23 protein-coding genes and 3 tRNA genes are annotated in these 24,688 nt (G+C 73.1%); 12 read left to right on the top strand and 14 right to left on the bottom strand.

Translation table 11 applies throughout. The features are described from left to right. Nucleotides 1–40: 40 nt before the first annotated feature. Both ACFRMQ_RS03755 and ACFRMQ_RS03750 read left to right on the top strand, forming a co-directional pair. Nucleotides 41–802 carry an SDR family oxidoreductase gene (locus ACFRMQ_RS03755; protein WP_380726539.1) on the top strand — a complete coding sequence of 254 codons (762 nt, stop codon included), beginning with the start codon at nucleotides 41–43 and terminating at the stop codon, nucleotides 800–802. Between the two features lie 90 nt (nucleotides 803–892). After that, nucleotides 893–1,585, top strand: a complete 693-nt coding sequence (locus ACFRMQ_RS03750; protein WP_380726537.1) for a tyrosine-protein phosphatase — start codon at nucleotides 893–895, stop codon at nucleotides 1,583–1,585. A 54-nt stretch (nucleotides 1,586–1,639) separates the two neighbouring features. Here ACFRMQ_RS03750 and ACFRMQ_RS03745 read toward each other — a convergent pair whose 3' ends face one another. Then, nucleotides 1,640–2,101: an RICIN domain-containing protein gene (locus ACFRMQ_RS03745; RefSeq protein WP_380726535.1), complete on the bottom strand. Its 462-nt coding sequence runs from the start codon at nucleotides 2,099–2,101 to the stop codon at nucleotides 1,640–1,642. 101 nt (nucleotides 2,102–2,202) lie between these two features. On the opposite strand from ACFRMQ_RS03745, the gene ACFRMQ_RS03740 reads away from it, so the two are divergent. Further along, entirely contained in the window at nucleotides 2,203–3,297 is a 1,095-nt protein-coding gene (locus tag ACFRMQ_RS03740) for a hypothetical protein (RefSeq protein ID WP_380726533.1), read from the top strand. Nucleotides 3,298–3,492: 195 nt separating this feature from the next. Beyond that, on the top strand, nucleotides 3,493–3,828 hold the full coding sequence (locus ACFRMQ_RS03735) for a hypothetical protein (protein WP_380726531.1): 336 nt from the start codon (nucleotides 3,493–3,495) through the stop codon (nucleotides 3,826–3,828). Between the two features lie 21 nt (nucleotides 3,829–3,849). Here the strand turns inward: ACFRMQ_RS03735 and ACFRMQ_RS03730 are convergent, their stop codons facing one another. The 6 genes from ACFRMQ_RS03730 to crcB (ACFRMQ_RS03705) all read right to left on the bottom strand — a co-directional run bounded on the left by ACFRMQ_RS03730 (nucleotide 3,850) and on the right by crcB (ACFRMQ_RS03705) (nucleotide 9,105). Further along, nucleotides 3,850–4,683, bottom strand: coding sequence for a TIGR02452 family protein (locus ACFRMQ_RS03730; RefSeq protein WP_380726529.1), 834 nt, complete (start codon nucleotides 4,681–4,683; stop codon nucleotides 3,850–3,852). Nucleotides 4,684–4,861: 178 nt separating this feature from the next. Next, nucleotides 4,862–6,667 carry a DEAD/DEAH box helicase gene (locus ACFRMQ_RS03725; RefSeq protein ID WP_380726527.1) on the bottom strand — a complete coding sequence of 602 codons (1,806 nt, stop codon included), beginning with the start codon at nucleotides 6,665–6,667 and terminating at the stop codon, nucleotides 4,862–4,864. A gap of 194 nt (nucleotides 6,668–6,861) precedes the next feature. Beyond that, nucleotides 6,862–7,587 (bottom strand): hypothetical protein, encoded by a 726-nt coding sequence (locus ACFRMQ_RS03720; RefSeq protein WP_380726525.1) that lies wholly within the window; start codon nucleotides 7,585–7,587, stop codon nucleotides 6,862–6,864. Between the two features lie 200 nt (nucleotides 7,588–7,787). Then, complete coding sequence (crcB, locus tag ACFRMQ_RS03715; RefSeq protein ID WP_380726523.1) at nucleotides 7,788–8,162, bottom strand: fluoride efflux transporter CrcB; 375 nt, start codon at nucleotides 8,160–8,162, stop codon at nucleotides 7,788–7,790. Further along, a complete protein-coding gene (locus ACFRMQ_RS03710; RefSeq protein WP_380726521.1) occupies nucleotides 8,159–8,557 on the bottom strand; it encodes a DUF190 domain-containing protein in 399 nt (132 codons plus the stop codon). The genes crcB (ACFRMQ_RS03715) and ACFRMQ_RS03710 overlap by 4 nt, the downstream gene beginning before the upstream one ends. Further along, nucleotides 8,554–9,105 carry a fluoride efflux transporter CrcB gene (gene crcB, locus ACFRMQ_RS03705; protein WP_380726519.1) on the bottom strand — a complete coding sequence of 184 codons (552 nt, stop codon included), beginning with the start codon at nucleotides 9,103–9,105 and terminating at the stop codon, nucleotides 8,554–8,556. The genes ACFRMQ_RS03710 and crcB (ACFRMQ_RS03705) overlap by 4 nt, the downstream gene beginning before the upstream one ends. A gap of 70 nt (nucleotides 9,106–9,175) precedes the next feature. Between crcB (ACFRMQ_RS03705) and ACFRMQ_RS03700 the strand changes: the two genes are divergently transcribed. The 4 genes from ACFRMQ_RS03700 (at nucleotide 9,176) to ACFRMQ_RS03685 (ending at nucleotide 9,946) form a co-directional block, all read left to right on the top strand. Continuing rightward, nucleotides 9,176–9,517, top strand: a complete 342-nt coding sequence (locus ACFRMQ_RS03700; RefSeq protein WP_380670831.1) for a metallopeptidase family protein — start codon at nucleotides 9,176–9,178, stop codon at nucleotides 9,515–9,517. 117 nt (nucleotides 9,518–9,634) lie between these two features. Next, nucleotides 9,635–9,707, top strand: a tRNA-Glu gene (locus ACFRMQ_RS03695). A gap of 64 nt (nucleotides 9,708–9,771) precedes the next feature. Beyond that, nucleotides 9,772–9,845: transfer RNA gene (locus ACFRMQ_RS03690), tRNA-Asp, on the top strand. Between the two features lie 27 nt (nucleotides 9,846–9,872). Continuing rightward, nucleotides 9,873–9,946 (top strand) — tRNA-Phe (locus tag ACFRMQ_RS03685). Nucleotides 9,947–10,035: 89 nt separating this feature from the next. Here ACFRMQ_RS03685 and xerC read toward each other — a convergent pair. The 5 genes from xerC to ACFRMQ_RS03660 form a co-directional block, all read right to left on the bottom strand. Continuing rightward, complete coding sequence (gene xerC / locus ACFRMQ_RS03680) at nucleotides 10,036–11,241, bottom strand: tyrosine recombinase XerC (protein WP_380726517.1); 1,206 nt, start codon at nucleotides 11,239–11,241, stop codon at nucleotides 10,036–10,038. Further along, nucleotides 11,241–11,471 carry a helix-turn-helix domain-containing protein gene (locus ACFRMQ_RS03675; protein WP_380726515.1) on the bottom strand — a complete coding sequence of 77 codons (231 nt, stop codon included), beginning with the start codon at nucleotides 11,469–11,471 and terminating at the stop codon, nucleotides 11,241–11,243. The genes xerC and ACFRMQ_RS03675 overlap by 1 nt, the downstream gene beginning before the upstream one ends. A gap of 1,479 nt (nucleotides 11,472–12,950) precedes the next feature. Then, on the bottom strand, nucleotides 12,951–14,261 hold the full coding sequence (locus tag ACFRMQ_RS03670) for a DUF3987 domain-containing protein (protein ID WP_380726513.1): 1,311 nt from the start codon (nucleotides 14,259–14,261) through the stop codon (nucleotides 12,951–12,953). 952 nt (nucleotides 14,262–15,213) lie between these two features. Continuing rightward, nucleotides 15,214–15,603, bottom strand: coding sequence for a helix-turn-helix domain-containing protein (locus tag ACFRMQ_RS03665; RefSeq protein ID WP_380726511.1), 390 nt, complete (start codon nucleotides 15,601–15,603; stop codon nucleotides 15,214–15,216). Beyond that, nucleotides 15,600–16,055, bottom strand: coding sequence for a hypothetical protein (locus ACFRMQ_RS03660; protein ID WP_380726509.1), 456 nt, complete (start codon nucleotides 16,053–16,055; stop codon nucleotides 15,600–15,602). The genes ACFRMQ_RS03665 and ACFRMQ_RS03660 overlap by 4 nt, the downstream gene beginning before the upstream one ends. A 227-nt stretch (nucleotides 16,056–16,282) precedes the next feature. Between ACFRMQ_RS03660 and ACFRMQ_RS03655 the strand changes: the two genes are divergently transcribed. The 3 genes from ACFRMQ_RS03655 to ACFRMQ_RS03645 all read left to right on the top strand — a co-directional run bounded on the left by ACFRMQ_RS03655 (nucleotide 16,283) and on the right by ACFRMQ_RS03645 (nucleotide 18,797). Beyond that, nucleotides 16,283–17,125 (top strand): GntR family transcriptional regulator, encoded by an 843-nt coding sequence (locus ACFRMQ_RS03655; protein WP_380726507.1) that lies wholly within the window; start codon nucleotides 16,283–16,285, stop codon nucleotides 17,123–17,125. A gap of 2 nt (nucleotides 17,126–17,127) precedes the next feature. Beyond that, on the top strand, nucleotides 17,128–17,796 hold the full coding sequence (locus ACFRMQ_RS03650) for an HAD family hydrolase (RefSeq protein ID WP_380726505.1): 669 nt from the start codon (nucleotides 17,128–17,130) through the stop codon (nucleotides 17,794–17,796). 404 nt (nucleotides 17,797–18,200) lie between these two features. Then, nucleotides 18,201–18,797, top strand: coding sequence for a DUF3995 domain-containing protein (locus ACFRMQ_RS03645; RefSeq protein ID WP_380726503.1), 597 nt, complete (start codon nucleotides 18,201–18,203; stop codon nucleotides 18,795–18,797). A gap of 107 nt (nucleotides 18,798–18,904) precedes the next feature. Here ACFRMQ_RS03645 and ACFRMQ_RS03640 read toward each other — a convergent pair whose 3' ends face one another. Further along, nucleotides 18,905–19,861: a hypothetical protein gene (locus ACFRMQ_RS03640; protein ID WP_380726501.1), complete on the bottom strand. Its 957-nt coding sequence runs from the start codon at nucleotides 19,859–19,861 to the stop codon at nucleotides 18,905–18,907. Continuing rightward, on the bottom strand, nucleotides 19,858–20,376 hold the full coding sequence (locus tag ACFRMQ_RS03635) for a SigE family RNA polymerase sigma factor (RefSeq protein WP_380726499.1): 519 nt from the start codon (nucleotides 20,374–20,376) through the stop codon (nucleotides 19,858–19,860). The genes ACFRMQ_RS03640 and ACFRMQ_RS03635 overlap by 4 nt, the downstream gene beginning before the upstream one ends. A 155-nt stretch (nucleotides 20,377–20,531) precedes the next feature. On the opposite strand from ACFRMQ_RS03635, the gene hrpA reads away from it, so the two are divergent. Continuing rightward, complete coding sequence (hrpA, locus tag ACFRMQ_RS03630; RefSeq protein ID WP_380726497.1) at nucleotides 20,532–24,512, top strand: ATP-dependent RNA helicase HrpA; 3,981 nt, start codon at nucleotides 20,532–20,534, stop codon at nucleotides 24,510–24,512. Nucleotides 24,513–24,688 lie beyond the last annotated feature (176 nt).

Below are 24,688 nucleotides of genomic sequence, written 5' to 3'. Positions count from 1 at the left end.
GCGGGCGTGACCAGGCAGACGGGCGGGTAGCGTACCGGCCATGTCGACCACCACCACCGACGAGGTCCTGATCGTCACCGGCGCCGGGCGCGGCATCGGCGCCGCCACCGCCCTGCTGGCCGCCCGCCGCGGCTACCGGGTCTGCGTCAACTACCGCGCCGACGAGGCCTCGGCCACCGCCGTCGTGGACGCGATCCGGGCCGGGGGCGGCACCGCCCTGGCGGTCCGCGCCGACGTCACCCGCACCACCGAGGTGGAGCGGCTGTTCACCACCGTCGACCGCGAACTCGGCCCGCTCACCGGGCTGGTGAACAACGCCGGCACGCTGGAGAAGCAGTGCCGGCTGGAGGACATCGACGAGGACCGGCTGAACCGGATCTGGGCCGCCAACATCACCGGCCCGTTCCTCTGCGCGGCCCAGGCCGTCCGCCGGATGTCCACCCGGTACGGCGGGCGCGGCGGCGCCATCGTCAACGTCGGCTCGGCCGCCTCCCGGATCGGCTCGCCGAACGAGTACGTCGACTACGCGGCCGCCAAGGGCGCGGTGGACTCGATGACCCGCGGTCTCGCCCTGGAGGTCGCAGCCGAGGGCATCCGGGTCAACACCGTCCGGCCCGGGCTGATCCGCACCGACATCCACGCGCTCGGCGGCGAGCCCGGCCGGGTCGACCGGGTCGCGCCCAACCTGCCGATGCGCCGCGGCGGGCAGCCGGAAGAGGTCGCCGAGGCGATCCTCTTCCTGCTCTCCCCCGCGGCCTCGTACACCACGGGGGCGTTCCTGGAGGTCTCGGGCGGCCGCTGAACAGCCGGTTTCGGACAGCGCCGCCCCGCCACCGAGCGGTCCCCTCCGGTTTCCTTCCCCCGGCCCGCCCCCGCCCGTACCGTGGTGGCCATGACCGATGCCTTCATCGACATCCCCGGGGTGCGCAACTTCCGTGACGCGGGCGGGGTCGGCGCCCTCCGCCGGGGCGTGCTGTACCGCTCCGGGTCGTTCCACACCCTCACCGAGGAGGGCGCCCGGCGGCTCAAGGCCCTCGGCCTGCGGACGGTGTTCGACCTGCGCAGCCCGTTCGAGCTGGACACCTGGCCGGACCAGCGGTTCGACCTCGACCACGAGACCCTCAACCTGCCGACCCTGCCCGACAACCGCGGGGACGGCCGGTACTGGCCCGAGGACCAGGCCGCCCTCTACCCCTTCATGGCCGAGACCGCCGGCCCCTCGCTCGCCGCCGTCGTCCGCCGCCTCGCCGCGCCCCGGTCACCGGCCGCCGTCGTCCACTGCGCCGTCGGCAAGGACCGCACCGGCCTCACCATCGCCGTCCTCCAGTCCCTGCTGGACGCCACCGAGGCCGAGATCACCGCCGACTTCCTGCTCTCCAACCTCGGTCTCGGCCTCGACAAGGGCCCCGTCCCGTACATCGACGAGGCCGGCGCCGAACGCCTCTCCCGCCCGGTCGGCGCCGAACTCCTCGCCTCCTCCCTGGCCTGGATCCACGACCGCCACGGCACCATCCCCGGCTACCTCCGCCACCACGGCGCCACCGAGGCCGAACTCACCGCCGTCCGCGCCAACCTCTCGGTGTGAACCAGGGCGTGTCCGACGAACGCCGGGCACCCGGCGGAAATGGACGGACACGCCCTAGGACCGGCGCTCGAAGCGCCACCACTGGGTCGGGGCGTCGACGTCCTCCCACTGGTGGACGTCGGCCTCCGGGCGCTCGCCCGCCGTCAGGGGCTTGCCGCTGATGAAGCTGCTGACGGTGTAGGTGCCCGGGGCGTCGACGTGGGCCTCCAGCAGCCACTCCTGGGCGCCGAAGGCGTTCGCGGACCACTGCTGGATCCGGACGCCGTCCTCCGTCGAGGCGCCGGTGACGTCCAGGCGCTTGCCGCTGCCGGCGTTCTCGATGAAGAACAGCGCGCCGCCCGGGTGGACGGCGGTGAGGCGCCAGAGCTGGGCGTCGGTGCCGTCGTCCGGGCCGAGGACGATCCGGGCGCCGCCGCGCCGGGAGCCGTCGGCGACCCGCAGCAGCAGGCCGCTGCCGACGTTGCGGACGAGGTAGCTGCCGTCGGTGATCGCGGAGTCGGTCGTGCTGTCAGTCACGGTCGAAGTCTGCCACCGGGCACCGACAGGCCCGGTCGGGCCGGCGGTCCGGGGCGCGGGACGTTTCCGGTGGACGGACCCGGCCCCCTATGCTGCGGCGAATGTCCACCGAGCAGATACCGTCGCACCGTCAACAGCCCACGTTCACCGATGCCGTGGCCGCCCTGGAGGCCGTGGTCGCGGCCGGGGACGACGAGGGGTTCGGGCCCGCCCTCGGCCTGGTCGGCGGGCTGTTCGGCGCGGCCGATCCGGCGGAGCGGGTGACGGCCGGTCCCCGGCTGGCCGCGCTGCTGCCGGACGCCCCGCCGTTCCCCCGCGCCCACCTGGCCATGGTGGTGGGCGCCTGCGTCGAGTACGGCGCCGACCCGGTCGCTTGTTCCGGCCCGGTGCTGGCCGGCCTGCGCGGGGCGCTGACCGGCGCGCAGTTGCTGGTGCGGCGCTGGGCCGCCACCGGCGGCGGCCCGCTGCCCAGCGCGGAGGACGGCGATCCGGCCGAGGCGCACGAGCGGATAGCCGACCCGGCACACCTGGACGACTGGCACGCGCACCTGGCCGTGGTCGCCTGGTGGACGCTGCACCTGTGGCAACAGGCGGCCTGGGCGGTGTACGCGCACGGCGAGGTCCGGGCCGAGGCCCGCGCCTCGGGGGTGACCGAGGTGATCCTGGAGCTGTTCGAGCGCTACCAGGGCGGGCAGCACGACTTCAAGGGCCTCGTCCACCTGGCGCTGGTGCTGGACGACGAGCCGTTGCTGGTGCTCGACCGCCCCACCGCCACCGGCTACCTGCTGCGGATGACCGGCCTGAGCGACACCTTCCAACTGCACACCCTGCTCGCCGACGTGCTGGTCGGCGGTGGCCACCTGCCCGGCACCCCGCAGGACCCGGAGGTCGTGGCGCTGGCCCGGACGGCGTTCCTGGACGGCCGCCGGGTGATCGCCACCGGCGCGTTCAACCTGGTCGCGCCGGACGGCTCCTGGATCTGGAACGAGGGGACGCCGAGCGACATCCCGGTGGTGGACGGCGTGCGCACCCTGGTGCTGGAGCCGCTGCCGTACGAGCGCAGCTGGTCGGCCGGGCGGTTCATCCAGGAGGTCCCGGGGGACCTGCGGCTGGAGCGGGTGCTCGACCAGGCGGAGGCCGCCCGCCGGCTGGCCGCCACCACGCCGGGGCAGTCGGCCGCCGAGGCGTTCCGGTAGGGCCCGTCCGGGCGGTCGGCGCGGCACCGGGAACGGTCGGCCGGCGCGGCACCGGGAACGGCCGGTCGGCGCGGCACCGGGAACGGCCGGCGAGGCGTGCCCCGGGGGGAGGCCCCGGCAGCGTCGTTCGTCCACCGGGTTATGGTCGGAATCCTGGTCGGACAACCGACCCGGCCCCGACGAGTGGAGTCGACGATGGCGAAGGTCCCGAACGTGCTCACGGCCGCCGCGCCCGCCGCGCTGACCGCGGCGAGCGGTCTGGTCGGCGGTTACGGCGTCGCCCGCTGGAGCGGTCGGCGCGAACTGGGCGGCGCGGTGCTGGCGGTGGCCGGCGCCGGGGCGGCGGCGCAGTGGCGCCGGACCGCGGGGACCGGCACCGCCGCGGCGCTGACCGGCCTGTACGTGGCGGCCTTCGGCGGCTCCCACCCGCTGGCGAAGAGGATCGGCGCCTGGCCGTCCGTCCTCGCCGTGACCGGCGTGGTCGCGGTGGCGTCCACCGCCGCGACGGCGCTCCGCGCCCGGAAGAGGTAGGCGCCGGCCGGAAGCGGTCGGCTACCGGCCCGTCGCGGGGAACCGGGCCTCGAAGGCGGCCCGGTTCGCCGAGACCGGCGAGCGGTCCCAGACCGCGAACACCACCCGTTCGAAGGCCGCCCCGTACCGGGCCAGCGCCTCCTCGAAGGCCTCGGCGACCTGTGCCGGGTCGTTGCGGAACACCCCGCAGCCCCAGGCGCCGAGCACCAGGGCGCGCACTTCGTGCCGGGCGGCCGCCGCGAGCACCCGTACGGCCCGCTCGGCGAGCACGCCGCGGACGTCCGTCCCGGCCGAACGCCGCTCCAGCTGACCGGCGTTGGGCGCGGGCGAGGTCAGGAAGGTGACCGGATACGGCCGCGCCAGCAGTTCGCCGCGCCCGTCCCGGATCACCGGCACCGCCGGCGAGACGATCACCCGGTGGCTGTACCGGAGGTCGGTGGAGGCCCGGTGCGCCGCGTAGTAGTCCGGCGCCTCCAGCAGGCAGCTGTACAGCAGCGCGCTCCGGCACAGGTCCTCTTCCTGGGCGCGGGCCCCGCGCAGGTAGCCGCCGCCGGGGTTGCGCGCGGAGGCGAAGTTCAGCACCCCGACCGGGCCCGCTCCGGCGTCGACCAGTCGGCGGGCGGCCTGGACGCTCCCCTCGGCCGTCACCTCGACCCGGCCGTCCAGCGGCCCCGGACCGCGGTCACCGGCGGCCAGCAGCGCGTCCAGGGCCTCCGGCGCGTACGACACCGTGCCGGCCTTCGCCGCCGCCGACTCCTCCCCCAGTCGCACGAGTTCGCCCCCGGCCGTCCGGTAGCTCCCCCGCTCGGCGATCTCCTCGTTCACCCTCGCCACGTCGTGCAGTCGGCTGCTCATGGCCGTGACGCTACGGGACTACCGTCGCCGCACGCCACAGGTTATTCTCACCTCCAGAACAACACCTCAGGGGGGCACGGCGAGGTGTGCGGGGGAACGCGAAGGGCCCGCTCCGGGGTACGGAGCGGGCCCTTCGTGGGTTCAGCCTGGCCGGCGGTCGACTACCGCCGGTGCGGCGTCAGTTCTTCCAGCGCGGCTTGCGGTCGTCGCCGCCGAAGGAACGGCCACCGCGGTCGTCGCGGTCACGGCCACCGCCGAAACCACCCGAACGACGGTCATCGCGGTCGCGGCCACCGCCGAAACCACCCGAACGACGGTCGTCACGGTCCGAACGACGGTCGTCGCGGTCGCGGTCACGGCCGAAGGCCGGACGCTCGCCGCGCGCCTCGCGGTACGACGGGGCACGCTCCTCGCCCTGCGGCGCGGCGGCCGGAGCCTCCGCGGCCGGGGCGGCCTCGGCCTCGGACTGCTCGCCGGACTCGGCCTCGGCGGCCGGCTCCTCGTCCTCGATGCCCAGCTCGGCCCGCTCGCGCGCCGCACGGGCGGCCAGGCGGTCGGCCTCCTCGCGCAGCTCGGTGGCGCGGCGCTGCGCGCGCTCCAGCTGGCGGGTCATGTCGGCGATCTCGCGCTCGGCGGCACCGGCGATGTTGGCGGCGCTCTCGGCCTGGACCTCGGTCAGCGAACGGGCGCCGGTGATCTTGGCGACCTCCGCGTCGAAGGCGTGGTCGAGGATGTGGCGCGAGGCGTCCACGCCCGCGTCCTCCATCAGCCGGAAGACGCCACGGCGCTGGTGCGGCAGCACCAGGGTGACGACGGCGCCGGAGCGGCCGGCCCGCGCGGTGCGGCCGGAGCGGTGCAGGTAGTCCTTGTGGTCGCCGGCCGGGTCCACGTTGAGGACCAGGTCGATGCCGTCGACGTGGATGCCGCGGGCGGCGACGTCGGTGGCGACGACGACGTTGGTGTAGCCGTCCTTGAAGTCGCCGAGGACGCGGGTACGGGCGCCCTGGGTCATGCCGCCGTGCAGCGCGTCGGCCTTCACGCCGGCCTCGATGAGCTGCTCGGCGACGCGGTCGGCGCCCATCTGGGTGCGGACGAAGATGATCGTGCGGCCCTTGCGGGCGGCGATCGCGTTGGTGATCGGCGCCTTGTCCTTGGGCTTCACCACGAGGATGTGGTGGGTCATGGTGGTGACCGCGCCGGCCGACGGGTCGACCTCGTGGGTGACCGGGTTCTTCAGGTAGCGCTTGACCAGGGTGTCGATCTCGTTCTCCAGGGTGGCGGAGAACAGCAGGCGCTGGCCGCCGGCCGGCACCTTGTCGAGGATCTCGGTGACCTCGGGCAGGAAGCCCATGTCGGCCATCTGGTCGGCCTCGTCGAGCACGACGGTCTTGACGTCGTCCAGCTTGGCGGAGCCGCGGTTGAGCAGGTCGCGCAGACGGCCGGGGGTGGCGACCAGGACGTCGACGCCGCGCTCCAGCGCGTAGATCTGGTTCGACATCGAGGTGCCGCCGCAGACGACCTTGAGGCGCAGGCCGAGCACCGAGCCGAACGGCTCCAGGGCGTCGGCGACCTGCATGGCCAGCTCGCGGGTCGGGACGAGGATCAGGCCGCGCGGGTGCTTGGGCTTGGTGCGCTCGCCGTCGGCGAGGCGGGTGAGCAGCGGCAGACCGAAGCTCAGGGTCTTGCCGGAGCCGGTGCGGCCACGGCCCAGCACGTCCTTGCCGTCCAGCGCGTCCGGGATGGTCGCGGCCTGGATCGGGAACGGGGTGGTGACGCCGCGCTTGGCGAGGGCGCGCACCACGTCGTCGTGCAGGCCCAGGTCGCCGAAGGTGATGGTGGGCTCGGCGGCCGCCTCCTCGGTGGCCTCCACGGCCTCGGCGATCACCTCGTCCGCGGCGGTGTCGAGGGTGTCGTTGGTGTCGGTGACATCGGCGGCGGCCTCGTTCGCGGGCATGGCGAAGCGGGCGTCGTCAACGAGAGACATGCAAAACCTTCCGGAAGTGGCACGCGCCAAAGTCCGGGGTTCTGTTTCACAACCGCCTCTATGCGGTCAGCCACGGATCGCCGGAACGCGCCAAGGGCGCCGATGGGAATAGGGCGCCAGTCAAATGAATCAAACGAACGATCTACCACCATAGAGGAGCCTCGGGATCAGAGGCAAACTCCCTGCTCAACAACCTAGTGTGAGACACCTCTCGGGCTCGGGGCCGAAGAACCGGAGCTTCCGGAGGACGGATCCGGGGCCGGCGGGACGGTCGCGGCGGGCGAGCTGTGCTCCGGCGCGGGAGTGCTCGACGGGTGGTTGCTCGGGGTCGCCGAAGGAGTGCCGGCCGAACCGCCGCCGGAGCGGCCCTCCCCGGTGCCGCCCGCCCCGCCGGCCCCTCCGGAGCCCCCGGACGCCGGTCCGCCGGGGTGCGGCACGGGGCTGGTGTTCGAACCGCCCGACGAACCGCCGCCCGGCCCGCCGTCGGGAGCGCCCGACCCCGGTACCGGCACCACGCCGGCCACCGAGCCGCTCGCCCCGGACACCGCGTCGCCGGGCACCGAGGTGGTGGACCCGCCCGGCCCGCCGTCGCCCTGGAGGCCTCCCGTCCGCTCCGGGTGCCCGGACGTCCCGCCGGGGTGCCCGGCGCCCGGCGAGGCCGAGGGCACGCCCGTCGCCCCCGGCTTGGCCGCCGGTCCGGCCTGCCCGACCGGTGCCACGCCGTGCTTCTCCTCCGCGGCCGGACCGACCGACATGCACCCGGTCAGCCCGAGTCCGGCCACCGTCAGCAGCGCCGCCGCCCGTACCGCGCGCGAGCGCGGGACCGTCGCCTCCCGCCCCCGGGCCGTGCCGGCCGCGGCCATCCGCACCCGTACCGCCCGCACCGCTCGTGCCGCCCGCACCGCCCGTACCGAAGCCACTGAGGTCCCTCTCTACCGCCCCACCCGGGCCGCCCACTCGCGCGCGGCCGCTTTCGGTGCCCAACGCGCGCCCGGCCCGGCGGGACACGGGCAGCGGGCAAGCTCGCCCGGCAGGAGGGGCGGAGCCGGGTGGGGCGGGCGTCGCCGCGCGCCGAGGCGGAACCCTGGAGCGCCGCGGCTCAGCCCCGGAGCGCCGCGGGTCAGCCCCAGAGCGCCACGGCCAGCTCCGCGCCGGCGTAGACCGCGGCCAGCCCGGCCGCCACGCTGCCGGCCACGTTGGCCAGCGCGTACCGCCCGGCGCCGGTCTCGGCCAGCCGCAGGGTCTCGTACGAGAAGGTCGAGTAGGTCGTCAGCGCCCCGCACAGCCCCGTCCCCAGCAGCAGCTGAAGGTGCGAGGAGGCCGCTCCCGCCGCCACCGCTCCGGTCACCAGCCCGAGGACCAGACAGCCGACCACGTTCACCGTGAACGTCCCCCACGGGAACACCGAGTCGTGCCGGGACTGCACCGCCCGGTCGGTCAGGTACCGCAGCGGCGCGCCGACCGCCGCGCCCGCCACCACCAGCAGCCAGTTCACTCGGCCGCCCCCGGGCCGCCCGGCTCCAAGCCGTCCTGTCGCGGGCCGTCCGGCGCCCGGCCCCGGCCCGCGTAGGTCACCACCTCGCAGCGGTCCAGCAGCACCAGCCCCTCCGCCACCAGCCCGTCCAGTCGCGGCAGGAACGCCCGCACCCGCCCCTCCTCGTCCACGATCACCACCGCCACCGGCAGGTCCTCGCTCAGCGACAGCAGCCGGGTGGTGTGCACCAGCGACGAGGCCCCGAACCCCTCGATCCCCCGGAACACGCTCGCCCCGGCCAGGCCGGCCGCCCGCGCCCGGTGCACGATCTCGCTGTACAGCGGGCGGTGGTGCCACCGGTCGCTCTCCCCGATCAGCACGGTCAGCCGCAGCGCGGGCCCGCTCAGCCGGCTCATCGCGCGCCCCCGCCCCGCCCGGTCGCGCCCCGCCCGGCCAGGCCCCGCTCGGCCCCGCGTCGGACGGCCCGGTGGATCAGCCGCCTGGTCAACCCGGCCGCCGCCCACACCGCGACCAGCGCGCCCAGCAGCGTCAGCCCGAGGTACCCGAGGGCGGGCCCGAGCCGGCCGGCCTCCAGCAGGCGCCGGATGTCCACCGCGTACGTCGAGAAGGTGGTGAACCCGCCCAGCACACCGGTGCCGAAGAACGGCCGCACCAGCGGATGCGCCTGGCGCCCCTCGGTGAGCACCACCAGGAACACCCCGATCACCGCGCAGCCGGCCACGTTGACCAGCAGCGTCGTCCACGGGAAGGCCGTCGGCCCGGTCTGCCAGCCGAGCCCCGCGCCGTACCGCGCGACCGCCCCGAGCGCCCCGCCCGCCGCGACCACCGCCACCGCCGGCCCCTGGCCGCGCAGCAGCGGCGGGCGGCCGGTGCCGCGCTCGTCCCGGGCCGGCGCCACGGCTTCGTCCGCGGCGCCGTCCAACGCGCCCTCCGAGGTCGTCACAGCCCCATCAAACACCGGCCTCCGCCACCTGGCACACCGTCATCCGACACCGGACAATGATCCGGTGGAGATGACCCGGGAAGAGTTCGAGACGCTGGTCGGCGACGCCCTCGACCAGATCCCCCCGCAGCTCGCGGCCATGATGGACAACGTCGCGATCTTCGTCGAGGACGAACCCGATCCGAGCGACCCCGAGCTGCTCGGCCTCTACGAGGGCACCCCGCTCACCGAGCGCGGCGAGTGGTACGCCGGGGTCCTGCCCGACCGCATCCTGATCTACCGCGGCCCCACCCTGCGCCACTGCGAGACCCACGAGCAGGTGGTCGAGGAGGTCCGCACCACCGTCATCCACGAGGTCGCCCACCACTTCGGTTTCGACGACCACGAGCTGGACGAGCTGGGCTGGTCCTGACCCCCGCGACGGCCCCCACCCCCCACCCGGCCGAAACCCGTTTTGGCGATCCGCCCCGCATCCCATATGCTTCTCGACGTCCCCGAACGCCGGATACGGCAGAAGGACAGGCCGCAAGCCCTCATCGTCTAGTGGCCCAGGACGCCGCCCTTTCAAGGCGGTAGCACGGGTTCGAATCCCGTTGGGGGCACGCAGTACCGCAGTACAAGTAGTAAAGTGCAGTGCCGCAAGACCTGAGTGGGAAACCACTACAAGGTCCCGTGGAGCAGTTGGTTAGCTCGCCACCCTGTCAAGGTGGAGGTCGCGGGTTCAAGTCCCGTCGGGATCGCTCGTCTCGCAAGAGACGGTGCAGTACGGCCAGGTAGCTCAGTTGGTACGAGCGTCCGCCTGAAAAGCGGAAGGTCGCCGGTTCGACCCCGGCCCTGGCCACAGCCGCCTGAAAAGGCAAAAACAGCCCCGGAGAGATCACTCTCCGGGGCTGTTTTCATGCCCCGTACGCCAACCGGTACGCCAACGGCTCAGCCGAGCTTGTCACTCAGCGACCCGAGAGCCTTCCGCTGCTCGTCCAGGGACGCGTGAGCGTAGACCTTCATCGTCACGCCGATGTCGCTGTGGCCAGCGATCTGCCGGACGATGTGAGGCGGAACACCCAGGTCGAGCAGCAGGGTCACGCAGGTGTGGCGGAGGTCGTGGAACCGGAGCGAGAGCCCGAGCCGGTCCCGGAGCGGGTACCAGCTCCGCCGGAGGTTGTCCGGCTCGATGGCCGTCCCGACCCGGCTGGTGAACACCAGCCCCGATTCCGTCCACCGCTCGCCGGCTGCCACCCGCTCCTGAGCCTGCCGCTCCCGGTGGGCCCGCAGGGCTTCCAGGACGAGCGGCGGGAGCGGGAGCGTCCGGAGCGAGGACGCCGTCTTGGTCGGGCCGAGCTGGAGGGCGCCGTCCACCCGCTGGAGATTGCTGGACACGATGAGCGTCCCGCGCTCCAGGTCCACCGCCGCCCAGTGCAGGCCCAGCAGCTCCCCGCGCCGGAGCCCCATGGCCAGGGCGAGGACGTAGAGGGCGTGCAGGCGGTCCGGGCTGGCCGCCTTCAGGAGCAGGCGGGCCTGCGGGACGGTGAGGCCCTTCCCGGTGCCGTAGTCGGGCGTGGGCACCTGCACCAGCTTGGCGACGTTCCTCAGGATCAGCTCCTCCCTGACGGCGTTCTCCAGGGCGTTCCGCAGGACGGCGTGGATCGACTGCACCATGCGACGGGACAGCTTGGTCTCGCAGCACTCCCCCGCCGCGCAGCACTCCGGCTTCGGCCGGGCCGCGTCCCACCCGTTCTTGCAGCACTGGCAGGCCGTGGCGACACCGGCCAGCCACTTCCGGACGTCGGCAGCCCGGAGGGTCCGGAGCTTCTTGGTGCCGAGCCCGGGGACCAGGTGCACCCGGACCACGCTCTCGTACCCCTGGTAGGTCTTCGGCCGGCGGTTCACCCTCACCACGGCGGCCAGCCAGTACGTCAGGTACTCCTCCACCTTGGCGTTGGTGTCGGGCGTCGGGATTCCCCGGTTGTCCTGGGCTTGAAGCTCCGTCATCTTGTCGCGCACCTCGTCACGGGTCTTGCCATACACGGAGATGCGCTTGACCTTCCCGGACGTCGTAGTCACGTAGACACGGCCGTGGTAGAGGTCGCGGTTCGTCATGCGGCTGATGCTGCCGTCGCCGTTGGCACGCTTGGCCATTAGAGGCTCCTGCTCTGGGTGCGGATGTAGGTGGTGAGGTCGTCGGCGGCCACGCGGCGGGCGCGGCCGATGGTGAAGCTCGGCAGGGCGCCGGAGCGGAAGAGGTCGTAGACCTTGCTGCGGCCGAGCCGGAGCGCGGCCATGACTTCGGGGACGGTGAACGCTTCGGCGGCCGGGCTGGCCAAGGTCTCCTCCTGGACGGTCGGGCTGTCGTCTGCCTGTCGCCTCACCTGTCGTGTCGCCTGTCTGTCACCTGTCGCCTGTCGCCTGTCGCCTGTAGGGCGCAGGTCAGGGGGGTGTTTCGGGGCTGTGGGGCCCGTTTCGGGATGGGGACGACAGGTGACAGGCGACAGGTGGGCTCGGTGGGCGGCGGGTCGGGTCGGTCGCGGCGGGTGACGGCGTCAGGGGTGTCAGGGCAGCCGTCAGGGGTGTCAGATCGAGGTTGGCTGGCGGGGCGGGTCGGGTCTGCGGGGTGTCAGGGCCGTCAGATCGGTCGGCGGGTGGGTGTCAGGGCTGTCAGGGCGGGTGTCAGGGCGGGTGTCAGGCGGGGGTGTCAGGGGCGTCAGAACGGGGTGTCAGGAGCGTCAGCTCGCGCGCGCGTGCGCGTTACCCAGGGATCTGGGCGTCAGGGCCGTCAGACGGTTTCTGACGCTTCGGGCCTGACGGTCGGGCAGCGGTCCTGCGGTGACGCTGTGTGTCGGTCGGGGGCTTCCTCGCGCGTACGCGTGCACGCGTACGTGGGACCCCCGGATTCACGGAGCGGGTGATGAAAGTGAGCGCGGAGGGTGACTTCCCTCCCCTGCCCCACCCGGCCCGGGAAGGGGCCTTCCGGGCCCTTGGGCGGCCGGGGAGGACTGTTCCTCAGGTGAGGGGGGAGGGGTGGTCCGGGTGGCGTCTAGCGGGGGCGCCGGAGGGGTCCAGGGGGCTCGGGGGGTGGGTCCGCAGGGGTTCGGCCGGCGGGGGTGCTAGACGCTAGGTGGCTGGTCGGGGCGGGGTGTGGTCGCTAGCGGGGTCGCTAGGTCTAGCGACCCGTGTCGCTTGGCGTCGGGTGGCGGCCGGGGCCGGTGAGGGGGCGTGGTGGCCCCTCTCGGGTGACCCCTCCCCCGGCGTTGTTGGCGTTGTTGTTGGCGTTGTTGTTGTTGCTTTGACCTGCGCCAACGTCGGCAACAACGCCGGGGGAGGGGTGGTCCCTCGGGCGGGGGAGGGGCGGCCTCGGGCGGGGGTGGGCGCTGGGCCGGTGCCGTCGGGGCAAGAGGAGCACCCGGGGGCGGCGCTTGGTGCTCTTCTTGTGGTGCCCGTCCGGGGGCCGAGGGCGGGGGTGGGAAGAGGCCACCCGCCCGCCGGGGGTGGGGTGGGTTCTTGTGTCCCGGCCGGGGGGTGGTTGGGGAGCGGGCGCGGGGTGTCGTGGCGGCCGGTGGGGCGTCCGTCCGGGGGGCCGGTCGGGTGGCGGGATGGATGGGAGTCGGGCGGGTCATGGGACGGTCTCCGTTCGGGTCCGGTGCGGTCCGGAAAGGCTGGAAAGGCTGGAAAGGGATCTGAGCTGGGGTTTTGTGTGGCGGAAAGCCGTCCGGAATGGTCTGGAAAGGGTCCGGGAAGCCGGGCGGCGGGAGATCGCGGACCCCTTCGCGGACCATTCCGGACCACTTTCCGCCAGCCGTTTCCGCAGGTCAGGAGCCTTTGCGGGCTTTCCGGCCTTTCCGGACCGCTCCTCAGTCGGGCGGGGCGTAGAGGTAGACGGTCTGGTGGCGTCCGCCGGTGGAGAGCTGGGCAGCGGCGAAGCCGGGCAGCTGGCAGAGACGGGCGGTGACGTCGGCGCGCTGGGTGGCGTTGAGCCGCTTCAGGAGCACCTGCACCTGGCTCTGCGTCATGCCGGCCGGTCCGGCGGTCTTCACCGCGTTCAGTAGCTTGTCCAGGTGCGGATCGCCGGTGCTGGCGGCGGCGGTGGGGCCCAGGACGTGGGCGGCGCTGGCGCGGGCGTACCGCACGAGGGCCCACGCGGCGCGGAGGTGGGTCTCACCGATGCGGTCGGTGTGGTCGGTCAGGGCGTAGACCATGGCGGCGCGCTTGGCGTAGGGGGCGGCGCGGGCGGTGAACTCGGCGATCGGGCCTTCGTCGCCCTCGTCCCCGCACAGCGCCAGGTAGACCTCGTCACGCCAGAGCTGGGCAGCCTCGGGGGTGAGCTGGACTTCGCCGAGGCGGCGGGCGTCGGTGATGACGGTGCGCCAGGCGGAGGCGAGGTTGTCGATCAGCTCGTCGGAGGCGCCGGGGGCGTCCGGGAGGAGGAGGTTGCGCCAGACGGCGATGGCGAGGAAGCGGTTGTAGGTGCCGCCGGCCATCTCGGCGTCCTGCATCTTGGCCCGCAGCTCGCGGGAGCTGATGTGGCCGATGACGGCGATGTGCGGGGCGGTGGCGTGCAGCGCGTCGCGGTTCATGACGCCGAGGTCTTCGCCGTTCCAGGCCTGGCGCAGGATGCCGCTCAGGGAGGAGCCTTCCCGGCGGCCCCGGGCCATGGTGACGCCGTACTCGGACTCGATCACCCACAGGCGCTTGTCGGTGACGCCGGGGTCCTTGTCGCCGTCGCCGTCGCGGACCATGTCGATCAGGCCTTCGCCGGAGGACAGGCCGGAGCGGGTGTTGGAGGCGATGAAGTCCGGGACGGCGGCCTTGAGCAGGCGGCGCACGGTGTTGGTGGCGGCGCCCTTCCTGCCCAGTGAGGTGCCGCCGATGGTGAGGGCCCAGATCAGAGCGGGGTGGCGGTCGTTGCCGATCCACATGAACGGCCCCGGCCCGATGGCCGCGCCCGCAGCCGACAGGAGGTTCACCAGGATGCCGACGGGGTCGGCCTCGGTGGTCGGGTCGAGCGCGGCGACGGTCTCTCCGGCCCAGCCGCAGAACACCTCCGGGTCCGGGACGGGGCCCGGCCTCTCGGGGCGCACGAGGCCGGGCGCGGGGTCGTACATCGGGTTCGGTCGGGCCTGTGGTCGGCCGTCGGTGGTGGAGGGGAGGGTTTCGACAGACACGGGTTCTCCGGCGGGTTCACGGGGCGGGTCGGCCATCGGGTCGGGCGGTCGGTCGGGTGGTGGGTCGCGCACGGGTCGGCTCCTTCGCCGGTCGGTCGGTCGGGTTGCCCGGTGCCGTTCCCGGCGGGGCGGGAAGCGCTTCCCGGAACACGACCGGGAGGCGGGTAACCCTTTACGGAACGGGGTCGTGCGTGGTCGCACCTGGTCGCGGTGCGGGGTCCGGCGGGGAGGTCGGCCGGGCGGTTGGGAAGCGCTTCCGCCGGGTGCTCACCGCCCCCCTTTAAGAGCGCTTCTCCTCGGGGCGGTCGGTGGCGGTCGGTCGGGTCCGACCGCCCCGCTCCGACGAGGAGAAGCGCTCTTAAGACGGGGGTGTTCACCGGCGGTCGGTCGGGTGCTCACCGGTGCTCACGGCCGTGGTTGAAGAGGCCACCGCCGCGCCTGAAACGGCGGGCCAGCCGGGTGCCGGCCGAGCGGGGCGGAGACCGGAGAAGCGCTGTTCCGGCCCCCGTGTCCACTGGTCGCCGGTCAGGTGCTCACCGGTGCTCACTCCCCTTCGACCAGCGGTTTCAGGTCCACGGCCGTCGGCTTCAGCCGCGCCCCGGGCCGTTTCAGGGGCGGCTCCGGGCGTTTCAGGCCCACCTGGTGAGCAGGTGGTGAGCGGGGGTGAACACCCCGGCGTTCACCGGTGAACACCCGGCCAGCCCGGGCACCGTTTCAGGCGCCGGGGTGGCCTCTTCAGGTCCGCCCACCCGGGCTTCAGGCCCGCCCGGTGAGCGGCCCGTGAGCGGGTGGTGAGCGGGGGTGAACACCGGTGAGCGTTCACCCGTCCCGGCTGCCGTTTCAGCTCCACCGGCGGCCGTTTCAGGGCCGCCGACGGCCGTCGGCTCGGACGAGCAAGAAGAGCACCGGGGGCGTGCGGGGGTGCTCCTCTTGCTTGTCCAGGTCTCCGGGGTCAGGCGGCCAGCGGGAGCAGCCCGACGGCGGTCTCCGGCAGGCCCAGGAGCCGGGCGATCCGGCGGAGCTGGGTGACGTCGCGGATGGTGCGCTTGCCGCGCTCCAGCAGCGAGATGTAGGGCTGGCTGAGGCCGAGGAGGTCGGACAGGTCCTGCTGCGTCAGGCGGGTCTCGGCGCGGAACTTGCGCAGGATGCCGCCGAGGTCCGGGCCCGCCTCCTCGGTGGTGGTCTCCGGGGCCGGGAGCGGGGCGAGGGTGGCCAGGCGGGCGGCACGGCGGTCGTCCGGGCCGACCGCGCGGCGGCACGGGCCGCACAGCCGGTCGGGGTTGCTGCGGCTGAGCCGGGCCGAGCAGCGCGGGCACCGGCGGATCTCCACGACCGTGTTCACGCCGCCACCGCCTTGCGGGCGGCCGGGGCCACCAGGGACAGGACCGGCGCGGCGGTCGGCGCGGGCGGCTGCGGGACGGTGACACCGAAGATGCGGGTCACGGCGGCGCCGAGGCGGACCGCAAAGTCCCGCAGGTTCGACTCACGACGGCCGGTGTAGACGGCCATCGCCATGTCCGCGTAGGCCTCCGCGTCGTTCAGGTTGGTCTGCGCCATGGCGAACCACAGGCACCCGACGATCTTCTCCTCGTTGCCGTCCTCCAGGTCCTCCTGCATCAGCAGGGCACCCGGGCTGAACAGCAGACGACCCATGATCTCCGCGAACGACAGGTGCAGCGTCATCTGCACCGCCACACGCGGGGCCGTCTCGGTCACCTCCGACTCCCCCCACACGTCCACGAACGTCTGGACGGAGCCGATGGCCAGTGGCTGGGCGGCGAGCGATCCGTGCATGATGGAACTCCCCTCAGTGGGGCCTGAAGCGGCGTACGGACTTGGCGGTTTGAGCGCCGCTTCAGGCATTTCCGCAGGTCAGAGCAGGCCAAAGAAGGCCCTTGCCGTCTGCGACCTTCCGTCGCTTTCGACACTCCAAAACATACGCATCCTGCCTAGGGAGGTCAACCCTCTCGGCCGGGATGCCCTCCCTGACTTTGCTGACCGGGTGACCTAGCATGGGGAGCATGAGCCTCGACCCGAATGACCCGCGCCCGCCGTACGTGCAGGTCAGCAGCCTTCTTCGGGCTGCGATCCTCACCAAGACGTTCCGGCCGGGAGACCAGCTCCCGTCCGGCCCCGAGCTGATGAAGCGCTACGGCGTCGCCAAGGCGACGATCGGCCGCGCCATGGACATCCTTCGAGACGAAGGCCTGATCGTGACGCGCCCTGGGAAGGGCTCGTTCGTCCGTGACCGGACGGAGCGCCCGATGGGCCTCCGACCGCACCTCGAAGTGGCCTTCGAGGACCCCGAAGTCACGCTCGACTTCGCGGGGTTCTCCAGCGAGACGCTGCACGGCGCGCTGCGGGAGCCGCTGGACAAGGTGCGGTCCGGCCGGCTGACCCCGGAGTCGATCTCCCTCCGCCTGCTGCTGCCCGACACCACCGCGCCGATGGCCGTCCCTGTCCTGGTGGACGGGCTGAAGGACGACCCGTCGCTCCGCGCTCGGGCGCAGGACATCGCCGACACCCACGCGGGCGGGATCATCAAGGCAGTAGGGGAGCTGGCGGAACTCGGCCTCGTGAAGTCGGCGAGCGTCGAGGTGAAGGTTCACCGGGCTTCGCCGCTGTTCAAGCTCTACATCATCAACCGCTCTGAGGTGTTCTTCGGCTTCTACCCGCTGCTCGACCGGACAGTGAAGGTCGGCGGCGAGGCGAAGACCTTCTACGACGTCGGTGGCCTGGACACGACGCTGTTCCACCACGCGGCCGGGCCTGACGGCGAGTCGATGGGGTCGAAGTACGTCCAGCAGTCTCAGCTGTGGTTCGACAGCGTGTGGAACACCATCGCCTTCGAGCGTGAGCAGTGAGCATGGACGCACAGCAGCTCTCCGGCTTCCTGAGGCCGGTGCGCCATGTCCTGCTCGATTTCGACGGGCCGGTGTGCTCGGTCTTCGCCGGGCTGCCCGCGCCCGTCGTAGCTGCACGCCTCTCGGCCTCCCTGGGGGATCCGTCCGCGCGGTGGGCTGGCGAGGATGACCCCATGGCCGTACTGCGGTTCGTCGACGTCGACCGCCCGGAAGCGGTCGCCACGACAGACGGGCTGCTCGAACGTCTGGAGAACGAGGCCGTCCGGGTGGCGGAGCCCACCCCCGGGGCGGACCTGGTCTTGAAGGCCTGCGCCGACACTGGCCGGGCAGTCTGGATCGTCAGCAACAACGCGGAGAGCGCGATCCGGGCCTACCTTGCCCAACACGGTCTCCGCGGCTACGTCTCGGGCGTCTTCGGACGCGTGCTCGGCGAGCCGTCTGCCATGAAGCCGAACCCCCGCCTTCTCGCGGACGCCATGGCAGCAGCCTCGGCTCAGCCGGCGGACTGCGTGTTCATCGGGGACACCGTCACCGACGTCCAGGCGGGCGATGCAGCTGGTGTACCGACCATCGGCTACGCGAACAAGCCGGGCAAAGACGCAGCGCTGACGGGCGCGGGTGCGGCTACGGTCGTGCCGTCGATGCACGCCTTGGCGGACGGCTTCTCGTAGGGCTGGCGTACGCCAATCTGTACGCCAACACCGGCGCACAACGGCGGACAACAGCGAACGGGAGCGGAATCGACCCGGCGTGTACGGCTCCGTTATCAGCCCCTGGAGACCCCCGGACGGCGCCTGAAAAGCGGAAGGTCGCCGGTTCGACCCCGGCCCTGGCCACAACCGGGAAGCCCCCGTAGCGAATTCGCTACGGGGGCTTCGTCGTTCCCCCGGCGGGCCGGACGACCACGCCGGGTGCCCGGTGCCGGCCGGCCGCGCGGAGCCCTCCGGCTTCGGCCCGGTCGCCGACGGGCCGCTCCCGTACCGGCCTCCGGCGGCCCCGGTTCCCCCGGGAGGGGGAGGGGGTACCGCCTGCGGGACGATCCGGCGCGGTGGGGCGGCGCGGGACCGTGGACGGCATGGAGACGACACGGGACACGGGCTGGAACCGGGTGGCGCCGGGCGCCGGGTACGCGGCGGCGGCGTGGGCGGTGACCTTCGCACTGGTGCACCTGTACTGGCTGGCGGACGGGCGGCTGGGGCTGCCGGACGGGCGGTCGGTGTGGAGCAGCACGCCGCTGCTGGTGATCGACGTGATCGCGGTCCCGCTGTGCGCGGTGGCCGCGGGAGTGGCGCTGGCGCCGGTGCGGCGGTGGGGCGCGCGGGTGCCGGCCCGGCTGCTGGGCTTCGCGCTGTGGGGCACCACCGCGCTGCTGGTGCTGCACGCCGCACCGTCCGTGCCGGACTGGATCGCGCTGGCCGTCGGCAGCCGGTCGAGTGACGAGCTGGACTCGATGGCCCGGTTCGCGACCTTCGGCTACGAGCCGTTCTTCCTGGCCGGCGGCCTGCTGTTCGCGGCCACCTCGCTCGGCCGCCGCGCACAGTCGCGGCGCGCGGGCGGCGGCCACCGGGCCGGGCGCCCCGCCCCGCTCGACGTGCCCGGACAGGACGTCGCGCGACCGGTCCTTCGGCAGTCCGGACGATCCGCTCATCGGCCGCGCCTCCGGCACAGTTGACGCCCCGTCGCCGCAGGCGTCCACTGTGCCGAAGTGCCCCCGTCGAAGCCCGGCACCGAGAACACGCCGCACCGGCGCGGCCGCGCTCCGGCCGTGGTCCGGAACGCTCAGGAGGTCCGGAGCCAGTCGTCGGCGGTCCTCACCTCCGAGCCGTCCGCCGCGTAGTAGGTGACTTTCGCGGCGTCGCTGCCCGGCTTCGCCCCCAGACCGAAGAAGCGGAACGGGGAGTCCCCGACCGCGACCGTCGCCGCCTCGGTGGCGCCACCGGTCTTCCAGGCGACCACGACCTTCGTGACCTCGGGCTGGACCCCCCCGATCACCACCGGCGGAACGTCCGACGGGTACTGGAGGCCGAGCGACGCGGCGCCGACGGCACTCGGGGACTGTCCCGCGCCGGAGACCGCGGGCAGGGCGTCGTCCTTCTGCCGTTCGCCGTCCACCAGGTAGTAGTAGTTCACCCGGTCGATGCGCGGGCTCCAGTTGATGTCGATGCTCTCCTGGGTGACCGGCTTCACGTCGGGGTTGGCGGCGTACCGCTCCGCCCGGATCAGCTGGAGCTGCGTGGCGAAGTCCTCCTTCGTCGGAGCGGCCGGCCACAGCGCGGCCCAGGCCTGCCAGGTGTGGCCGCTCGCCGTGCCCTCGGCGACCTTGACGCGCACCGGGTGGAACGGGTCCCGGGCGCCGGGGGCGCGCGGGGTGGCCGGGGGCCCCGGCGGGGCGGGAGCGGCGGGACCGCTCGGGGTGTCCGGGGTGGCCGGCGAGGCGGGAGCGGTCACCCCGGGAGCGGAGGCCGAAGCCGCCACCACGGTCGAGACCGCGTCCCGGCCGCGCTCGCCGAGCACCGCCGTGCCGCCGGCGACTCCGACGACCAGCGCCGCCGCCATCCCGGCGGTCAGCAGCCGGCGCCGCCGCAGCCGGCGCCGCCCGCCGGCGACCAGCCGGTCGTACGGCACCTCCCCGGCCTCGACGCCGCCGGCCAGCTCGCTCAGTCCCCACGCGGTCGCGGCCTCCGCCTCCGCCGACCCGCTCCCGCTCCCGCTTCCGGGCATGGACTCCGTGCTCATCTGCTACCTCCGATGGTGGCCAGTCCGTTGAGTGAGGAGGCCGCCCGCAGCTTGGCCAGTCCCTTGGCCGCCTGGCTCTTCACCGTGCCGACCGAGCAGCCCATGGCCGCCGCGGTCTGGGACTCGCTGAGGTCCTCCCAGTACCGCAGCACCACGGCCTCGCGCTGGCGCGGCGGCAGGGCGGCGAGCGCGGCGAGCAGCATGGCCCGGTCCTCCGGGTCGGACCCGCCGGGCGCGGGCCGGTCGGGGAAGGCCTCGACCGGGTGTTCGGTCAATCTGCGCCGGAACCGCCGGGCGTGCTCGTTGATCAGTATCCGGCGCACGTAGGCGTTCGGGTCGTCCGCGGCGCGGACCTTGTTCCAGTGGACGTAGGCCCGCTCCAGCGCCTGCTGGACCAGGTCCTCGGCGCCGTGGCGATCCCCCGCCAACAGGTACGCCGTCCGCAGCAGCCGTGACCACGCGCTGCCGGCGAACGCCCGGAACTCCTCGTCCCGAACGGTCTTGTGGGCTCCCATGAGCACCTCCTCGAACCTCCAGAGCCCAGCACCCCGCCCGACCGTTGCCCGCCGTTCGCGACCGGGCATTCGCGATCGGCCGCCGACGGCTGTGACACTGGAGGGGCTCGAAAACCGAGGTGCGCTCCGCCGTGCCTCCTTGCGAACCTAGAGGGATGCCCGCAGTGAGTTCTCCCGCAGTCCAGTCCGCCGCCGCATCCGCCGAGGGCCCCGGGATCGGTGAGCTGGCCGCCCGCCTGCCCGAACTGACCCTGCGCGACCAGGTGCGGCTCGGGCGCCGGCTGGAGGGGGCCCGCCGGGTCCGCAAGGCCGAGGCGCGGCAGAAGGTCGCGGCCGAGATCGCCGCCGACATCGACCGCGCCGAACTGGTCGTCGAGCGGCGCCGGCGGGCCGTCCCGAGGATCGGCTATCCCGCCGAGCTCCCGGTCAGCCAGAAGAAGGACGAGATCCTGGCGGCGATCCGGGACCACCAGGTGGTGATCGTCGCGGGTGAGACCGGCTCCGGCAAGACCACCCAGATCCCGAAGATCTGCCTGGAGCTGGGCCGCGGCGTGCGCGGCCTGGTCGGCCACACCCAGCCGCGCCGGATCGCCGCCCGGACGGTGGCCGAGCGGGTCGCGGAGGAGCTGGACAGCCCGTTGGGCGAGGCGGTCGGCTGGAAGGTCCGGTTCACCGACCAGGTCGGCCAGGACACCCTGGTCAAGCTGATGACGGACGGCATCCTGCTGGCCGAGATCCAGACCGACCGCGACCTCCACCAGTACGACACCCTGATCATCGACGAGGCGCACGAGCGCAGCCTCAACATCGACTTCATCCTCGGATACGTCAAACAGCTGCTCCCCCGCCGCCCGGACCTCAAGGTCGTGATCACCTCCGCGACCATCGACCCGGAGCGCTTCTCCCGGCACTTCGGCGACGCCCCGATCATCGAGGTGTCCGGCCGCACCTACCCGGTCGAGGTCCGCTACCGCCCGGTCGTCGACGAGGTCGACGAGGAGCAGGACGAGGCCGACCGCGACCGGGACCAGATCCAGGCGATCTGCGACGCCGCCGAGGAGCTCCAGGCCGAGGGCCCGGGCGACATCCTGGTCTTCCTCTCCGGCGAGCGCGAGATCCGCGACACCGCCGACGCCCTCGGCCGGCTGAAGCTGAAGAACACCGAGGTCCTCCCGCTGTACGCCCGGCTCAGCTCGGCCGAGCAGCACAAGGTCTTCCAGCGCTCGCGCAGCCGCCGGATCGTGCTGGCCACCAACGTGGCCGAGACCTCGCTGACCGTCCCCGGCATCAAGTACGTGATCGACCCGGGCACCGCCCGGATCTCCCGCTACAGCCACCGCACCAAGGTGCAGCGGCTGCCGATCGAGGCGATCAGCCAGGCCAGCGCCAACCAGCGCAAGGGCCGCTGCGGCCGCACCTCGGACGGCATCTGCGTCCGCCTCTACTCGGAGGAGGACTTCCTCTCCCGCCCCGAGTTCACCGACGCCGAGATCCTGCGCACCAACCTGGCCTCGGTGATCCTCCAGATGACCGCGGCCGGCCTCGGCGACATCGCCGCCTTCCCGTTCCTGGACCCGCCGGACTCCCGCAACATCAAGGACGGCGTCCACCTGCTGCACGAGCTGGGCGCGCTCGACCCGGACGAGAAGGACCCGCGCAAGCGCCTCACCCAGCTCGGCCGCAAGCTCGCCCAGCTGCCGGTGGACCCGCGGATGGCCCGCATGGTGCTGGAGGCGGACCGCAACGGCTGCGTCCGCGACGTCATGGTGATCGCCGCCGCGCTCTCCATCCAGGACCCGCGCGAGCGCCCGGCCGAGAAGCGCCAGGCCGCCGACGAGCGGCACCGCCGGTTCGGCTCGGAGACCTCCGACTTCCTCTCCTACCTGGCGATGTGGCGCTACGTCCGGGAGCAGCAGCGGGAGCTGTCCTCCTCGGCCTTCCGCCGGATGTGCAAGGCGGAGTTCCTCAACTACCTGCGGATACGGGAGTGGCAGGACATCTACGTCCAGCTGCGCACCGTCGCCAAGCAGCTCGGCGTCACCATCGAGGAGCCGCACGAGGACGCCGAGCCGGACGCCGACCGGATCCACCAGTCGCTGCTGGCCGGCCTGCTCTCCCACATCGGCCTGTACGACGTGGAGAAGCGCGAGTACGGCGGCGCGCGCGGCGCCCGCTTCGCGGTCTTCCCGGGCTCCGGCCTGTTCAAGAAGCCGCCGCGCTGGGTGATGTCGGCCGAGCTGGTGGAGACCTCCCGGCTGTGGGCGCGGATCAACGCGAAGATCGAGCCGGAGTGGGTCGAGCCGCTGGCCGGCCACCTGATCAAGCGCGGCTACAGCGAGCCGCACTGGGAGAAGAAGGCCGGCGCGGTGCTGGCGTACGAGAAGGTGACCCTCTACGGGATGCCGGTCGTCGCCCAGCGCAAGGTCAACTACGGCCGGATCGACCCGGAGCTCTGTCGCGAGCTGTTCATCCGCAACGCGCTGGTGGAGGGCGACTGGGAGACCCACCACAAGTTCTTCGCGGAGAACCGCAAGCTGCTCGGCGAGGTCGAGGAGCTGGAGAACCGGGCCCGCCGCCGGGACATCATGGTGGACGACCAGACCCTGTTCGACTTCTACGACGCCCGGCTGCCGCAGGACGTGGTCTCCACCCGGCACTTCGACTCCTGGTGGAAGAAGGCCCGGCACGAGCAGCCGGACCTGCTCAACTTCGAGAAGTCGATGCTCATCAACGACGCCGCAGGCGGCGTCACCGAGGCTGACTACCCGGACCACTGGCAGCAGGGCAAGCTCCGCTTCAAGCTGACGTACCAGTTCGAGCCGGGCAGCGACGCGGACGGCGTGACCGTGCACATCCCGCTGCCGGTGCTCAACCAGGTCACCTCGGAGGGCTTCGACTGGCAGATCCCCGGCCTGCGGGAGGAGCTGGTCACCGCGTACATCAAGTCGCTGCCGAAGGCGATCCGGCGCAACTTCGTCCCGGCGCCGGACTTCGCCAGGGCGGCGCTGCGCGCGGTGAAGGACCGCCAGGAGCCGCTGCTCCCGGCCCTGGAGCACGCCCTGAAGCGCCTGACGGCCGTCACCGTGCCGCCGGAGGCCTGGGACGACGAACGGGTCCCGGAGCACCTCAAGGTGACCTTCCGGGTGGTGGACGGGCGCCGCAAGCTCGCCGAGTCCAAGGACCTGGAGGAGCTGCGGCTGAAGCTCAAGCCCAAGCTCAAGGAGACGCTCTCCTCGGCCGCCTCCGGCCAGGGCATCGAGCAGAGCGGGCTGACCGCCTGGCCGGCCTCGCTGCCGGTGCTCCAGCGCACCTTCGAACAGCGCTCGCGCGGCCACTCGATGCGGGCCTACCCGGCGCTGGTGGACGAGGGCCCGTCGGTCGGCGTGAAGCTGTTCGACACCCCGGAGGCCCAGGCCCAGTCGATGTGGGAGGGGACCAGGCGGCTGCTGACGCTGACCACCAACTCCCCGGCCAAGTCGATCCAGGGCCGGCTGGGCAACCAGGCGAAGCTGGCGCTCTCGCACAGCCCGCACGGCTCGATCGGCGCCCTGTTCGAGGACGTCGTGGCCGCCGCGACGGACCGGCTGATGACCCTGGCCGGCGGCCCGGCCTGGGACGAGGCCGCCTTCGGCAAGCTGCACGACAAGGTCCGCGCGGACCTGTACGACCTGTCCGCGGACACCACGCTGAAGACGGCAACCGCGCTGATCGCCTTCCACAAGGCCTCGACCCGGCTGAAGACGGTGAGCAGCCCGGTGCTGCTGAACGCGGTGAACGACATCCGGCTGCACCTGGCCTCGCTGGTGCACCCGGGCTTCGTGACGGCCACCGGCTGGCAGCGGCTGCCGGACCTCAAGCGCTACCTGCTGGCGGTGGACCGCCGGCTGGAGGCGCTGCCCAACCACCCCCAGCGGGACGCCCAGCAGCTGCTGAAGGTGCAGCAGGTGCAGCAGGCGTACGGGGAACTGCTGGCGGCGGTGCCGGCCGGGCACCAGCCGTCCGCGGAGGTGCGGGCGATCCGCTGGATGATCGAGGAGCTGCGGGTCAGCTTCTTCGCCCAGTCGCTGGGCACGCCGAGCCCGGTCTCGGAGAAGCGGATCCTGAAGGCGATGGAGGCGGCGCGGGCGACCCTGTGACCCGGGCGGGGCGGCTACCGGCCCGGGCGGGGCCGTGAGCTGCGGTGGGCCTTCAGGAGCCAGTTCGACCTGGGGGCCCACCATGGGCTACGATCTGTCTTGTTCGCAGCGCGGCAAGCGAGTGAACGAGATCAGAAAACTCTGGTCCCGTGGAGCAGTTGGTTAGCTCGCCACCC

It is taken from the genome of Kitasatospora sp. NPDC056783 (genome assembly GCF_042789895.1).
Classification (GTDB): domain Bacteria; phylum Actinomycetota; class Actinomycetes; order Streptomycetales; family Streptomycetaceae; genus Kitasatospora.
Note: the sequence above shows the minus strand (reverse complement) of the source record. Positions and strands in the feature narration are given on the sequence as shown.

Bases quoted from the DNA above. Each gene is read 5' to 3' on its own strand.
- ACFRMQ_RS03755 (WP_380726539.1), top strand. From the start codon at position 41: ATGTCGACCACCACCACCGACGAGGTCCTGATCGTCACCGGCGCCGGG.
- ACFRMQ_RS03750 (WP_380726537.1), top strand. From the start codon at position 893: ATGACCGATGCCTTCATCGACATCCCCGGGGTGCGCAACTTCCGTGAC.
- ACFRMQ_RS03740 (WP_380726533.1), top strand. From the start codon at position 2,203: ATGTCCACCGAGCAGATACCGTCGCACCGTCAACAGCCCACGTTCACC.
- ACFRMQ_RS03735 (WP_380726531.1), top strand. From the start codon at position 3,493: ATGGCGAAGGTCCCGAACGTGCTCACGGCCGCCGCGCCCGCCGCGCTG.
- ACFRMQ_RS03730 (WP_380726529.1), bottom strand. From the start codon at position 4,683: ATGAGCAGCCGACTGCACGACGTGGCGAGGGTGAACGAGGAGATCGCC.
- ACFRMQ_RS03725 (WP_380726527.1), bottom strand. From the start codon at position 6,667: ATGTCTCTCGTTGACGACGCCCGCTTCGCCATGCCCGCGAACGAGGCC.
- ACFRMQ_RS03710 (WP_380726521.1), bottom strand. From the start codon at position 8,557: ATGAGCCGGCTGAGCGGGCCCGCGCTGCGGCTGACCGTGCTGATCGGG.
- ACFRMQ_RS03700 (WP_380670831.1), top strand. From the start codon at position 9,176: ATGACCCGGGAAGAGTTCGAGACGCTGGTCGGCGACGCCCTCGACCAG.
- xerC (WP_380726517.1), bottom strand. From the start codon at position 11,241: ATGGCCAAGCGTGCCAACGGCGACGGCAGCATCAGCCGCATGACGAAC.
- ACFRMQ_RS03660 (WP_380726509.1), bottom strand. From the start codon at position 16,055: ATGCACGGATCGCTCGCCGCCCAGCCACTGGCCATCGGCTCCGTCCAG.
- ACFRMQ_RS03655 (WP_380726507.1), top strand. From the start codon at position 16,283: ATGAGCCTCGACCCGAATGACCCGCGCCCGCCGTACGTGCAGGTCAGC.
- ACFRMQ_RS03650 (WP_380726505.1), top strand. From the start codon at position 17,128: ATGGACGCACAGCAGCTCTCCGGCTTCCTGAGGCCGGTGCGCCATGTC.
- ACFRMQ_RS03645 (WP_380726503.1), top strand. From the start codon at position 18,201: ATGGAGACGACACGGGACACGGGCTGGAACCGGGTGGCGCCGGGCGCC.
- ACFRMQ_RS03640 (WP_380726501.1), bottom strand. From the start codon at position 19,861: ATGAGCACGGAGTCCATGCCCGGAAGCGGGAGCGGGAGCGGGTCGGCG.
- ACFRMQ_RS03635 (WP_380726499.1), bottom strand. From the start codon at position 20,376: ATGGGAGCCCACAAGACCGTTCGGGACGAGGAGTTCCGGGCGTTCGCC.
- hrpA (WP_380726497.1), top strand. From the start codon at position 20,532: ATGCCCGCAGTGAGTTCTCCCGCAGTCCAGTCCGCCGCCGCATCCGCC.